This window comes from Pseudorhodobacter sp. MZDSW-24AT, assembly GCF_002794355.1.
GTDB lineage: Bacteria > Pseudomonadota > Alphaproteobacteria > Rhodobacterales > Rhodobacteraceae > Pseudotabrizicola.
The window spans coordinates 146,044-158,932 of sequence record NZ_PGOI01000001.1; the positions used below are offsets into that span (position 1 = coordinate 146,044).

The window sequence follows — 12,889 nt, forward strand, 5'->3', positions numbered from 1 at the left end:
AGATGAGGGGGGGCCTGAGGGCCATGTGCCCCGGAAGGAGGCCCCCCGCAGATTGGTGTCTGCGGGGGGGGCGTGCTTTTACGCCAGATCGAAACGGTCGGCGTTCATCACCTTGACCCAAGCGGCGATGAAGTCGCGCACGAATTTTTCGGCGTTGTCATCCTGGGCATAGACCTCGGCATAGGCGCGCAGCATCGAATTCGAGCCGAACACCAGATCGGCGCGGGTGGCGGTGAACTTGACCGCACCGGTCTTGCGATCGGTGATGTGGTAGAGGTTGCGGCCCGCCGGTTTCCACTGCCACGCCATATCGGTGAGGTGGACGAAGAAATCGGGGGTCAAGGCGCCGACGCGGTCGGTGAAGACGCCGTGCCGGGTGCCGCCGTGGTTGGTGCCGATCACGCGCATCCCGCCCAGAAGGCAGGTCATTTCCGCCGCCGTCAGGCCCATCAGCTGAGCGCGGTCGAGCAGCAGCTCTTCCGGGCTGACGATGTAATGCTCTTTTTGCCAGTTGCGGAAACCATCGGCGACGGGTTCCAGCACGTCGAAGGAGGCAGCATCGGTTTGCTCGGCGCTGGCGTCACCACGACCGGGGGCGAAAGGCACCTCGATCTCGAAGCCAGCGGCCTTGGCGGCCTGTTCCACGCCGTAAGAGCCCGCGAGCACGATCACATCGGCAAGGCTGGCGCCATGCTGGGCGGCAATGGGTTCCAGCACCGAGAGCACGCGGGCCAGGCGGGCGGGTTCGTTGCCTTCCCAGTCCTTTTGCGGCGCCAAGCGGATGCGGGCGCCATTGGCCCCACCGCGCATGTCCGAGCCGCGATAGGTGCGCGCGGAATCCCAAGCGGTGGTGACCATATCCGACACCGACAGCCCCGAGGCCGCAATGGCGGCCTTGACGGCAGCCACGTCATAGGAGGTGTTGCCTGCGGGGACCGGATCTTGCCAGATCAGATCTTCCTGCGGCACCTCGGGGCCGATGTAGCGCACCTTTGGCCCCAGATCGCGGTGGGTCAGCTTGAACCAAGCGCGGGCGAAGGTTTCCGAGAAATAGGCGTGATCGGCGGCGAAGCGTTCGCAGATGGCGCGGTAGATCGGGTCGACCTTCATCGCCATATCGGCATCGGTCATGATCGGCATGACGCGGATCGACGGGTCTTCGACATCGACCGGCATGTCTTCTTCGCGGATGTTGACGGGCATCCACTGGTTGGCTCCGGCGGGGGATTTCTTCAGCTCCCATTCATAGCCGAAGAGCAGGTCGAAATAGCCGTTGTCCCATTTGGTGGGATGCGTGGTCCAGGCGCCTTCGATGCCGGAGGTGACGGTGTTGCGCCCGATGCCCCGGCTGGTGTGGTTCATCCAGCCCAAGCCGCCTTCGGTGATGTCGGCGCCTTCAGGGGCAGCTTGCAGGGCACCGGCGTCGCCGTTGCCATGGGTCTTGCCCACCGTGTGACCGCCTGCGGTGAGGGCGGCGGTTTCTTCGTCATCCATCGCCATGCGGGCGAAGGTTTCGCGCACATGCAGGGCGGTCAGCGCCGGGTCGGACTGGCCGTTGACGCCTTCGGGGTTCACATAGATCAGGCCCATCTGCACCGCGGCCAGCGGGTTTTCCATGGTGGACGGGTTCTTGATGTCGTCATAGCGGGAGTCGGAGGGGGCCAGCCATTCCTTTTCCGAACCCCAGTAGATGTCTTTTTCCGGGTGCCAGACGTCTTCGCGGCCGAAGCTGAAGCCAAAGGTTTTCAGGCCCATGGATTCATAGGCGACGTTGCCCGCCAGAATGATCAGGTCGGCCCAAGACAGGCGGTTGCCGTATTTCTTCTTGATCGGCCACAACAGGCGGCGGGCCTTATCAAGGTTGGCGTTGTCGGGCCAAGAGTTCAGGGGCGCAAAGCGGATGGTGCCGGTGCCGCCGCCGCCCCGGCCATCGGCCAGACGGTAGGTGCCCGCCGAATGCCACGCGAGACGGATCATCAGGCCGCCGTAATGGCCCCAGTCGGCGGGCCACCAATCCTGCGAGTCGGTCATCAGGGCGTGCAGATCGGCCTTGAGCGCGGGCACGTCGAGTTTCTTGACCTCTTCGCGGTAGTCAAAGCCCTTGAGCGGGTCATATTTGGTGTCATGCTGGTGCAGGATGTCGAGGTTGAGCGACTTGGGCCACCAATCCATCACCGTGGATGCCGTTGTCGTCAAAGACCCGTGCATCACCGGGCATTTGCCGCCGGACTTGATATCGTTTCCATCCATGTCGCATCTCTCCGTTCTTGTGTGTCGGACAGCCGGTTCACGGATCGGGCCTGACGAATCGAAGGCCCGCAGAACCGAGGCTGCTTGGAATGGTTCTAACAGAAAGGTTCCATAATAAGAATTTGCATTTTCTAATGAAGCGCATATGTTTTTCTTATGAGAGCATTGTCGATGAAACACCTGCGCTATTTCGACGCCTTGGCGCAGCAAGGCCATTTCGGACGCGCGGCAGAGGTCTGTGCGATTTCGCAGCCTGCGCTGTCTTTGCAGATGAAAGAGCTGGAAGACATTTTGGGCGCGCCCTTGATCGAGCGGGGGGCGCGGCAGATCAGCCTGACGCCTTTGGGGGTGGAATTTGCGGCGCGCGCGCGGGGAATCTTGCAGGCGGTGGAAGAGCTGGGCGATCTGGTGCGGGCGTCGTTCGGGCCGCTGACAGGGCGGTTGCGGCTGGGGGTGATCCCGACGGTGGCGCCTTATCTTTTGCCGCGCATCATGCAGGATCTGACCGCGCGTTACCCCGCGCTTGACCTGCGCCCGCGCGAGGCGATCACGCAGCGCTTGGTGGAGGATCTGACCGAGGGGCGGCTGGATGCGGCGCTGGTGGCGCTGCCGGTGTCGGAGCCGGGGTTGACGGAATATCCGCTGTTTGAAGAAGAGTTCATTCTGGTGCGCCCGATGCGGGATGCGGCCAAGCCCGTGCCCGCGCCGGAAACCTTGCGCGAGATGCGCCTGCTGCTTCTGGAGGAAGGGCATTGCTTTCGCGAGCAGGCGATTTCCTTTTGCAAGCTGGGATCAGCGGTGCCGCGCGATCTGATGGAGGGAAGCTCGCTGACCACGCTGGTGCAGATGGTGGGGGCCGGGATTGGCGTCACGCTGATCCCGCAGATGGCGGTGGAGGTGGAGACGCGGTCTTCGGACGTGGCGGTGGCGCGGCTGCCCGCGCCGCGCCCCACCCGCAGCATCGGGCTGGTCTGGCGCAAGACCAACCCGTTGGCGAGCCAGTTCGCGCAGATGGCGGAGATGATCCGGGGGAGTGCGGTGGGCGCGATCGGCTCTGGGCGGGCGGGTTTGGCGCGCTAGACTGCTGGCCATGTTCATCATCACGCCCCGCACCGTTTCCAGCAAGGCCGCGCTGGAGTTTCGCCAGATCCCGCGCCGGTTCATCGGGCGCAGCTTTGTCTGGCCGCGCGGGGGCGGCTGGCGGCTGAAGGCGCGGGTGATCTTTGAGGTGGAGTTGCTGCGCTATCTGGTGGCGCTGGCGCCTTTTGCGGGACTGGCGCTTTTGTGGCGGGAGTCGGCTTTGGCGATTGCGCAGGCCCCTGCCCTGATGGTGCTGGTGATCTATGGGGTGGAGATGCGCTTTTTGCGGCTGACGCCGGCGGCGCGGGCGGCGCTGATGGACGCGGCGACGCGCGACCGGATGGCCGATCTTCTCGCGGCGCGGGGGCGTGCGATCCTGACGCAGATCGGCGCGGGGCGGCGGCTGAGCACGGGGGCGCTGCATCTGGTGGTGGAGCAATCCGAGCTGGCACGGGTGGCGCCCTTGACCTTTGTCACCGTGCAAAGCGACGACGGGCCTGCACTTTTGGACCTGACGGCGGAGGAGCAGGCGCTGATCCGGGCGGAGCTGTTCGCGCCGCCCTTGACCGAGGCCGAGATGCAGCGGCTGACGCTGGCGCGCAAGGATACGGTGAGCGTGGTGTCGCTGGAGATGCGGGCGATTTCGGCCCATGCGCGGATGCGGGCGCTGACCAAGGCGGGTTAATGGGTGAGCGGCAGGATCTGGCCAAAGGGGGGCGCGGGCGCGGGGGTGGTCAGGCCCCAGATCACCGGCAGGCCGCGTGGCGGCGGGCCAAAGGGGCCTTCGAGATCCGTCAGCACCACGGCGACCGAGGCATGGAGCGCCTGCGCGGCGGCAAGGGGCGGCGCGAAATCGGTGCCGCCGCCGCGCGGCCAGTCCGCGCCCGCGATCTGAGTTTGCCAGCGGGCGGGGTCGAGCCGGATCTGCCAGCGCAGGGCATCGTCAAAGGCGATCAGGTGGATTTCGGCGGCGACGCGGCGGGCGATGCCGGTGGTTTCCGACAGGAAGCGGTGCAACAGCGCGCCATCGACCGAGCCAGAGGCGTCGATCGCCAGCGCGATGCGCGGCACGTCGGTGGTGCGGCGGGTGGCGGGGCGAAAGCCGGGGGTGGGCGCGCCTGTGCTGCGCGCCAGCGCCTCGGCCGCGATCCAGTCGCGCGCGGGGCGGCGGTGGGTCTGGCTGCGCCCCGGCAGCAGCGCGCGGGTGAGAAGGCGGCGCAGGACGTGTTCCCACGGCGTGCGCGGCGGCGCGAGATCGGCGAGGCGGTGGCCGATGAGGCCGATCCCGCGCCCGGCGAGGCGCCCGGCTTCCATCGCGCGGGTGAGGTGCTGGCGCCATTGGGCGGCCTGATCGGCGCCCTCGGGGCTGTCGGCATCGGGGGTGGCGGGGGACAGATCAGGGGCAAAGCCCGCGCGCGCGGCCATGGCATGTGCGGCCTCGGACGGTGTTGGGCTGTCGCCGCCCTGCCCTTTCGGGCCTTTGCCCTTGCGCTTGCCATCGGCGGGGGCGGCAAGCTGAAGATAAAGCCGGTCGACATCCCATGTGGTCAGCGCGTCAGGACCCGGGGGGAGGCCAAGGGCTTGGGTCAGCAGGTCGGTCAGAGTGAGCGCGGGGCGCGGCAGGGCATAGTGCGCGGCGAGCAGGGTTTCGTTGAGGAGCGCATCGGCGGCGATGGTGTAGAGCGCGGGGTCGAACCCCTGCCCCAGCCGCTGCGCCATCGCCCCCATGCGCGGGCCATGGCGCAAGGCGACATGCAGGATGTGATGCGCGGCCAGCCCCACCTGTTCATGCGCGGGCAGATCCGCAAAGCCGGGGCCGTAATGGATGGTGATGCCGGTCGTGCGGGCGGGCGGGCCACCCTCCGCGTCGCGGTGCGCGCACCAGAGCGCCAGCGCGCCCAGCGCCGGGTCTTCGGCGGCCAGATGCACCAGCGCGGGCCGCGCGCGGGCCGAATGCTGGCCCGGCGCGGTCACGCCCGCGCCTGCGTGCGGGCGGCATAGGCGGCCCAATCGGGCGAGGCGGCAAACTGCGCCTCCCAGCCTTGGGCAAGCGCCTTTTGCAGCAGAAGTTCAAAGCCATGCGTGCAAAGCTCGGCCAAGGGGAGCGCGCGCAAGGTGGCCTCGTCACGGTGGTGGTGCAAATCGGCGATGCCCGCCATCAGGGCGATGATGCGCGGGATGGTGGTCGCCTCGGCCGCGCCGATCAGCGCATAGGTGAGCGCGGTGAGCCCATGCAGCGACGTGGGATAAAGCGGCCAAGCCTGCCCCGGTGCGGCGGCGAGCATGTCGGCCACCCGCAGGTTGGCGGTGATGTCGGCAAGGACAAGGCCGAATTCGGCGGCGGGGGCCTCACCCAGCGTGCCCGCGATCATCACATCGCGCAGGCGGCGGTCGGGGATGGCGTGGAGGATGGCGCTGACCCGCGCCCAAGAGCGGGGCGTGCAGGCGATGGTTTGCCCGCGCTGCAGGGTTTCGGCGGTGGTTTCCAGAAGATCCGGGCGGCCGCGCAGAAAGGCCGGGATGGCGGGGTGAAGGTTCTGCGGCAGCGCATAGTTTTCCACCCAATCCTGCGCGGTGGCGCGCAAGGACAGGTGGATCAGCCGGTCCGACAGCGCGGTGCCCATGTCATAGGCGATGGCGCCATCCTCGGGCCCATTGCCGGCGGCGACGACAAAGACGCTGTCGGGCAGACGGTGCCGCCCGATGCGGCGTTCCTGCAAGAGGCCGTAGACGGTGGGTTGCAGCGCCGGGGGGGCGGCGGTGAGTTCATCCAAGAACAGGACCGCCGGTTGGGCGGGATCATCGGGCAGGTCTTCGGGCCGATACCAGATGGTGCGCTGGGTGGCGTGATCGTAATAGGGCAGACCGCGCAGATCCTGCGGCTCGATCGTTGTCAGGCGCAGGTCAAAGAGTTGCGCGCCCGCGCGGGCGGCGAGGGTTTGCACGATCTCGGTCTTGCCGATGCCGGGGCGGCCGTGGAGCATCCAGCTGACGGTGAGCGCGCCGCGCGCCTGCGCCTGCCAGCCTTGCCAGAGCGTGGCCAGCGCCTCGCCCGTGGTGACGGGCAATGTATTGACGGACATGGGGTTCCTCCTTGCCCAGAGATAGCGGGGGGGCCGCGTGGGGCAAGTGAGGAAGGATCGGTCAGAAATCGGTGGGCGCGCCGCCCTCTTGCTTGCGGCGGGCGACGAAGCGGGCAAGCTCTTCGCGGGCGGAATCGTCCATCGGAGGGGGGGTGAATTCGGCGAGGATCTGCTTGTAGATCCGGTGGGCGCGTTCCGGTGTCCAGACCGCGCCATCGGCTTGCCACGCCTCATAATTGCGCCAGTCGCTGGCGAAGGGGGCGTAAAAGGCGGTTTGATAGCGGTCTTGCGTGTGCTGGCAGCCAAAGTAATGCCCCCCTGCCCCGACCTCGCGGATGGCATCAAGCGCAAGGTCTTCGGGCGTGGTGGCAAAGGTCGCCTGTTCGAAATAGCGCTGGATCATTTGCAGCACTTCGCAATCCATCACGAATTTCTCGGGGGAGGCGATCAGCCCGCCTTCGAGCCAGCCTGCGGCGTGATAGACAAGGTTGGTGCGCGATTGCACGGCGGCCCAGAGGCTGTTCGAGGTTTCCCACATCGACTGGCCGTCGGGGATATTGGCGGCGCAGACGCCTGACGAGCGCAGCGGCAGTTTGTAATGGCGCACCAATTGGCCGGTCATTTGCGTGGCGCGCATGTATTCGGGCGTGCCAAAGGCGGGGGCGCCGGATTTCATGTCGACATTGGAGGTGAAGGTGCCGATGGCGACGGGGCAGCCGGGGCGGATGTATTGCAGCAGCGCGATGGCGGCGAGGGCTTCGGCCAAGGACAGCGCCACTGCGCCCGCCATGGTGACGGGGGCCATGGCGCCCGCAAGCGTAAAGGGGGTGACGACCACCGGCTGGCCGCGCCGGGCAAGCCGCATGGCGCCGTCGAGCATCGGGTAATCATGCTTGAGCGGGCTGACCGAGTTGATGTTGGTGAACATGCGCGGGGTCGCATCGAACTCGGACGGGGTCAGCCCGCCCGCGATGCGGACCATTTCCATCACATCCTCTACCCGCTCGGCGCCCAGCGAATAGGCGTGGACGACCTTGTCGGTCAGGGTGAGCTGTTCATAAAGGCAATCGAGGTGGCGGACCGAGGCGTGGACATCGACGGGTTCCACCGGATAGCCGCCGATGACGTGGATGCAGTTGAAATACTGCGAGAGTTTGGTGAATTCGCGGAAGGTTTCCATGTCGCCCGAGCGTTTGCCGCGCTCCAGATCCCAGGCGTTGGGCGGGGAGCTGACGTTGACGAAGAGCATGTGCTGGCCGCCCATGACAACCTGCCGCGCCGGGTTGCGCGGGGTGATGGGGAAGGTTTCGGGCGCGTGCGCCAGCATCTCCATCACGAAGGCTTCGTCCATGCGGACATTGGTGCCAGAAACGATGCAGCCCGCCTCACGCAGGATCTGCACGGCCTCGGGGTTGAGGAATTCGATGCCGATGTCGGACAGGATGGTCATGGTGGCGCGGTGGATGCGCGCGACCCCTTCGGCATCGAGCGGTTCCGTGGGTCGGTCGGGGTTGACGGGGATGCGCCACGGCATCTGGTCTATCACGGCAGAGCCTGCGCGGGCCTTGTTGCCCGCGCGGCCGCCCGCGCGCTTTTTGCGATCTTGCACGTCCACCATGATCCGCCCTCTCCTGTGGCCTGTCTTGGCCCGGGCCTGACTGGCCCCGGCCTGTAGTGGCCCTTTGGCACAGGATGGCCGAAAGGCGCGCAAGATGCGCGCGTCAGCGGCGACGTGAACGCGTCGTTTTCAGGCGGCGTGGCTGGCGATCCAGGCGGGGAGCGCGCCGATATCGGGCAAAACCACATCGGCATGGGGGGCGAGATCGGCTTGGGTTGCGATGCCGGTGAGCACGGCGATGCGCAGCATCCCGGCCGCATGGCCCGCGTGCAGGTCATGCAGGCTGTCGCCCACCATGGCGATGCGGGCGGGATCGAGCCCGGTGGCGCGCGCAAAGGCAAGGCACATGCCGGGCCCGGGCTTCGCGCCATGGCCGGAATCGTAGCCCGCGATGAAATCGAAAAGATCGGTCAGATCATGCGCCGCGAGATGGGCGCGGGCCGGGGTTTCGGTGTCATTGGTCGCAAGCCCGATGCGCAGGCCCGTGGCACGCAGGGATTCGAGCAAGGGGCGCAAGGGCACGGCTGGCACCATCTGGGCCTGAGCCGCGGCGGCGTTGATCTGATCGGCGATCTGGGCCACGGACTGGCCCGGCAGATGCGGGGCAAGCGCCTGCGCGATGTCTTGCGCGGTGGCCGCGATCACCGGGCTGTCCGGGGCGAAGATGCCGCTGTCCAGATCATAGCCGATGGCCGCCGCCATTTCGCGCGCATGGGCGCGATCCCTTGCGAGCTGGGCCAGAAGGTTTTGCGCCCAGCCGCCCCAACTGCGGCGGAAGTCGAACAGGGTGCCGTCTTTGTCGAAGATCACGCCGTCAATCATGGGGGGCCTTTCGGGGTTGGGGCATCATGTCCAGTGCTGTGCCTCGCCCCCCGGCAGGGCGGCGCGGGCCAGCATGGGGGCTTCATAGCGCAGACCGGTGGCATCGCAAAAGGCCATGATCCAAGCGTCATCCATCAGCAGGAAATCGAGCACAGAGCCAAGAAACTCTGGCTCGGCCGCGCGGCGGGCAAGTTCATCGGGCGCGAGGCCGGTGGAGCCCATGAAAACAGGCAACAAATCCTCATTCGCGGCCAGCCAGGACAAGGCCTGCAAGGCCAGCGTTTCAGCAGAGTCTTGCCTTGACATGAGCGGATCTCCGGGGGGCGTCAGGTTGGAAACAGTTTATCGCAAATCGAAGCAAATCGCTTATTGCTTCAGCAAGGATTCCTTAACCAAATGGTAGGAACAAGGGTAGAGTAGAACTTCCTTCGGCTCGGGACTGGCATGGACGGCAGAATCCTCATCATTGATGACGTCGCGACAAACCGGATCGTGTTCAAGGTAAAGCTTGGCGCGGCGCGCTATCATCCGCTGATGGCCGCCGGGGGGGCGGAAGGGCTTCGGATGGCGCGCAAGGATCGGCCCGACCTGATCTTGCTGGACCTGATGCTGCCGGATTTGTCGGGCATCGATGTGCTGCGCGCGCTGCGCGAGGACGCGTTGACGCGCGATATTCCGGTGATCGTGGTGTCGTCTTCGCCTGCGCTTGAAGACCGGTTGCTGGCGCTGGAGGCGGGGGCGGATGATGTGTTCGTCAAGCCCTATGACGACGATCTGTTGATGGCGCGGCTGCGCAACCTGTTGCGCTGCCGACAGGATCTGGCGGTGCTGGCCGAGGGGCAGGATGCGACGATCTTTGGCATGGCGGATGCGGCCGCCGATTTTCGCCACCCCGGCCATCTGGTGCTGGTGACCGACCGGCCCGAGATGGCGTTGAAGCTGCGGCGGGACCTGTCGCCCCGGATGCGGGACCGGATTTCGGTTCTGGGGCACAGCGATGCGCTGTCGGGCACGGATGCGGAAAGCGGCGGGGCCGATATCTTTGTGATCGATGCCGAGGCGGGCGCGACACCGGGACCGGAGCGGGCGTTGCGGCTGCTGTCGGATCTGCGCAGCCGCAGCACCACGCGCCATGCCGGGATCTGTTTGCTGACCGGGCCCGCCGCGCGCAACGAGGTTAAGATGGGGTTTGATCTGGGGGCGAATGCGATGCTGACCACCGAAATGCCGGTGGCCGAGATCGTGTTGCGCCTGCGGGCGGTGCTGCGCGCCAAGCGGCGCGCGGATCAGCGGCGCGAACAGGTGCAAGACGGGCTGCGGCTGGCGATGATCGACCCGCTGACAGGGCTGTTCAACCGCCGTTATGCGCAGGCGCGGCTGGCGGTGATGGCCGAGCGCGCGCGGCGCGACGGGCGCACGCTGGCGGTGATGGTGGCCGATATTGATCGGTTCAAATCAGTGAATGACCGCTATGGCCACGCGGCGGGGGATGATGTGCTGGTGGAGGTCGGGCGCCGTCTGGGGATGAACCTGCGCGAGGAGGATCTGCTCGCGCGGATCGGCGGGGAAGAGTTTCTGATCGCCCTGCCCTTCACCACGCTGGACGAGGCGCAGAGCGTGGCCCGGCGGCTGTGCCAGCAGGTCGAACAGCGCCCGGTGGTGCTGGGCAGCGGCGACAGCCTGACGGTCACCGTCTCTATCGGGCTGGCGCTGTCGGAGACCTGCCCGCTGGAGGCGGCAGGATGCGACCCGATCGGGGTGGAGACGCTGATCGGGCACGCGGATCAGGCGCTGCTGGCGTCAAAACGCGCCGGGCGCAACAAGGTGACACTGGCCAGCCGCAGCGCCGCCTGAGCGCGCAGGCGCCAAGACGTTTTCCCGCCCTCACGGGCGCTCTGGCGCCTCGGCGCCGTCGCGCGGCGGGCGGGCTTCGTGGGGGGCGCGCGCGTCTTTGTTGCCCCGGCGGTCCAGCGACTGTTCCAGCCGGGCGACAAAGGCGGCGCGGTCTGCATCGGACATTTGCAGGACCAAGGCGACCAGCGCGTCACGCCCGGCCTCGGCCCGGGCGGCGATGCGGTCACTTTGGCCTTCGATGGCGGTGCGGAAGGCGGCGGCGTCAAAAGGCGTGGCGCGCAAGGCCTGAAGGACGGTTTCAAAATCGCCGCGCATCTGGGCGCGCATTTCGCGCAGGTCAGGACCGCTTTGCGCGACGCTGCGCAAGAGCGCGCGGCGCTGGTCACGGGTCAGCGCCTCGGTGAAGGGGCCGAAGTTCAGCGCGCGCACGGCGGCAGGGCTGGGGTGGTCGCTGTCATGAAAGCGCAAGGCAAAGCCTGCCACGGTGCCCACCACCGCCAGATTGAGCGCGAGCGAGAGGGCAAAAACAATCTTGAGCCCTCGCCCCATCGGGCGCGGTGCGGGGGGCTGCGGCGGCAGATCGGTCATGGCACCAGTTCCTCGGACAAGAGCGCATCAAAGCCGGGCAGCAGATCAAGGCTTTCGCTGACGCCAAAGCCGATGCTGCCCGCGAAAGTAACCACCGGCTCGGGCTGGGCATAGCCGATGACCAGCCCGGCCATGGCGGCGCTGCCGATCCCGGCGACGGCGAGCGCCCCGCCAAGGGCAGCGGCCAGCCGCGCCCAAAGCCCGGGCCGCACGCGCGCACGCACCGGCGCAACCGCGGCGGGGGCGGGTTGCTGGGCATAGGCATCCCCCAGCACACGGGCCATGAAGGCCGCATCCGGCTGGGGCGGCTGGGCGCGCGCCTGATCGAACAGGGCGTCCAGATCGGCATCGGCGGGGGTGGTGTCAGTCTGCGTCGTCATATCCCAGATCCTCTCGGCGTCCCGCCAGAAGGGCGGCCAAAGCGCGTTTGCCCCGCGCTGTCAGGCTTTCGACCGCCTCGACCCCGATGGCCATGATCGCGGCAATCTGAGGGTTGGCAAGTCCTTCGATGTGGCGCAGCACAACCGCCTGCCGTTGCCGGTCGGGCAGATCCGCAAGCGCCGCCTGCAACGCGGCCATGCGGTCGGCCTCGATCAGCCTTTGCAGCACGGCGGGCTGGTCGCTGGCCGGTTCGGGCGCATCCTCCAGCGGCTCGGCCCGGCGGCGTTTGCGCGCCCGCAGGCGGTCGGTCGCCAGATTGCCCACCACACGGTAAACCCATGTGGAAACCTGCGCCTCGCCCGGGCGCCAGTCGGGCGCGACCTTCCACAGCCGCAACAGAGCCTCTTGCGCCACATCCTCGGCCTCGGCCCGGTCGCCCAGCATGCGCAGCGCATGGGCAAAGGCGCGCGGGGCCAGACGCCCGGTGAGCAGGCGCGCGGCCTCGCGGTCGCCGGCGGCGTAAAGGCCCAGCAGCGCCTCGTCCGAGAGCGGGGCTTGCGTGTCGCGTGGCATGTCCATCCTGTTGCTGGCTTATCGGCTTTCGCCCGCCACCGGAAGGGCCGCGCGATGGCGCGGCCCCCGGATCGGTTGCAGGATCAGTTGCTGTCACGCGGGGACTGATCGGGGCGGTGCTGCCCGCCGTGCCTGTCGCCGCGGTGGCCGCGCCGGTCGGACATGCGCTCTTTGGCGGCGTCGAGTTCGGCCTGAGAGATGGCGCCGTCCTGATCGGTGTCGAGCCGGTCGAACATGCGGTCCGACAGGCCCGCGGCCATCGGACGGGTGGCGAGTTCGGCCGCCGAGAGCTTGCCATCGCCATCGGTGTCGAGTTGCGCGATCATGCGGGCGGCGTGGTCATTGGCGCGCTGGGTGGCGGCGCGGATGTGCATGGCGGCGATCTCTTCGGCCGAGATCAGGCCGTCGCCATCGGCATCCAGTGCCGCGGCCTGTGCGGCGCGCCATGCGGTGATTTCCTCGGGCGTGATCTTGCCGTCGCCATTGGCGTCGATGGCGGCAAAGTCCAGCCCTGCCCCCATCGGGCCGCCGCGCAGGCCGCCCATCCGGTCGCCCCGGTCGGCAAAGGCGGCACCTGCGGTGAGGGCGACGGCGAGGGCCATCAGCGAAGAGGCCAACATCTTGGTCTTGTCGATCATTG

The 12,889-nt window shown here is 67.5% G+C and carries 13 protein-coding genes; 3 read left to right on the top strand and 10 right to left on the bottom strand.

The annotated features are described in order from the left end of the window. Nucleotides 1–78: 78 nt before the first annotated feature. Complete coding sequence (katG, locus tag CUR21_RS00700; RefSeq protein WP_100195094.1) at nucleotides 79–2,250, bottom strand: catalase/peroxidase HPI; 2,172 nt, start codon at nucleotides 2,248–2,250, stop codon at nucleotides 79–81. A gap of 156 nt (nucleotides 2,251–2,406) precedes the next feature. On the opposite strand from katG, the gene CUR21_RS00705 reads away from it, so the two are divergent. Together CUR21_RS00705 and CUR21_RS00710 are read left to right on the top strand one after the other, a co-directional pair. Next, nucleotides 2,407–3,330, top strand: a complete 924-nt coding sequence (locus CUR21_RS00705) for a hydrogen peroxide-inducible genes activator (RefSeq protein ID WP_100195095.1) — start codon at nucleotides 2,407–2,409, stop codon at nucleotides 3,328–3,330. A gap of 10 nt (nucleotides 3,331–3,340) precedes the next feature. After that, nucleotides 3,341–4,015 (top strand): hypothetical protein, encoded by a 675-nt coding sequence (locus CUR21_RS00710; RefSeq protein ID WP_100195096.1) that lies wholly within the window; start codon nucleotides 3,341–3,343, stop codon nucleotides 4,013–4,015. On the opposite strand, the gene CUR21_RS00715 is transcribed toward CUR21_RS00710, so the two are convergent. From CUR21_RS00715 to CUR21_RS00735, 5 genes are all read right to left on the bottom strand, one after another. Beyond that, entirely contained in the window at nucleotides 4,012–5,304 is a 1,293-nt protein-coding gene (locus tag CUR21_RS00715; protein WP_157791907.1) for a VWA-like domain-containing protein, read from the bottom strand. The genes CUR21_RS00710 and CUR21_RS00715 overlap by 4 nt on opposite strands. Beyond that, on the bottom strand, nucleotides 5,301–6,413 hold the full coding sequence (locus CUR21_RS00720) for an AAA family ATPase (RefSeq protein ID WP_100195098.1): 1,113 nt from the start codon (nucleotides 6,411–6,413) through the stop codon (nucleotides 5,301–5,303). Before CUR21_RS00720 ends, CUR21_RS00715 begins: the two co-directional genes overlap by 4 nt. A 61-nt stretch (nucleotides 6,414–6,474) precedes the next feature. Then, complete coding sequence (locus CUR21_RS00725) at nucleotides 6,475–8,031, bottom strand: trimethylamine methyltransferase family protein (protein WP_100195099.1); 1,557 nt, start codon at nucleotides 8,029–8,031, stop codon at nucleotides 6,475–6,477. A gap of 129 nt (nucleotides 8,032–8,160) precedes the next feature. Further along, nucleotides 8,161–8,853: an HAD family hydrolase gene (locus CUR21_RS00730; RefSeq protein WP_100195100.1), complete on the bottom strand. Its 693-nt coding sequence runs from the start codon at nucleotides 8,851–8,853 to the stop codon at nucleotides 8,161–8,163. Between the two features lie 24 nt (nucleotides 8,854–8,877). Further along, a complete protein-coding gene (locus tag CUR21_RS00735; RefSeq protein WP_100195101.1) occupies nucleotides 8,878–9,159 on the bottom strand; it encodes a DUF3572 domain-containing protein in 282 nt (93 codons plus the stop codon). A gap of 138 nt (nucleotides 9,160–9,297) precedes the next feature. Here CUR21_RS00735 and CUR21_RS00740 point away from each other — a divergent pair, with 138 nt between their 5' ends. Then, nucleotides 9,298–10,707: a diguanylate cyclase gene (locus tag CUR21_RS00740; RefSeq protein WP_100195102.1), complete on the top strand. Its 1,410-nt coding sequence runs from the start codon at nucleotides 9,298–9,300 to the stop codon at nucleotides 10,705–10,707. A 30-nt stretch (nucleotides 10,708–10,737) separates the two neighbouring features. Here CUR21_RS00740 and CUR21_RS00745 read toward each other — a convergent pair whose 3' ends face one another. From CUR21_RS00745 to CUR21_RS00760, 4 genes are all read right to left on the bottom strand, one after another. Then, a complete protein-coding gene (locus CUR21_RS00745) occupies nucleotides 10,738–11,295 on the bottom strand; it encodes a periplasmic heavy metal sensor (protein WP_100195103.1) in 558 nt (185 codons plus the stop codon). Beyond that, nucleotides 11,292–11,675 carry a dihydroorotate dehydrogenase gene (locus CUR21_RS00750; protein WP_100195104.1) on the bottom strand — a complete coding sequence of 128 codons (384 nt, stop codon included), beginning with the start codon at nucleotides 11,673–11,675 and terminating at the stop codon, nucleotides 11,292–11,294. Before CUR21_RS00750 ends, CUR21_RS00745 begins: the two co-directional genes overlap by 4 nt. Next, nucleotides 11,659–12,255, bottom strand: coding sequence for an RNA polymerase sigma factor (locus CUR21_RS00755; protein WP_100195105.1), 597 nt, complete (start codon nucleotides 12,253–12,255; stop codon nucleotides 11,659–11,661). Before CUR21_RS00755 ends, CUR21_RS00750 begins: the two co-directional genes overlap by 17 nt. A gap of 77 nt (nucleotides 12,256–12,332) precedes the next feature. Beyond that, nucleotides 12,333–12,887 (bottom strand): EF-hand domain-containing protein, encoded by a 555-nt coding sequence (locus tag CUR21_RS00760; protein ID WP_198431573.1) that lies wholly within the window; start codon nucleotides 12,885–12,887, stop codon nucleotides 12,333–12,335. Nucleotides 12,888–12,889: the final 2 nt, after the last annotated feature.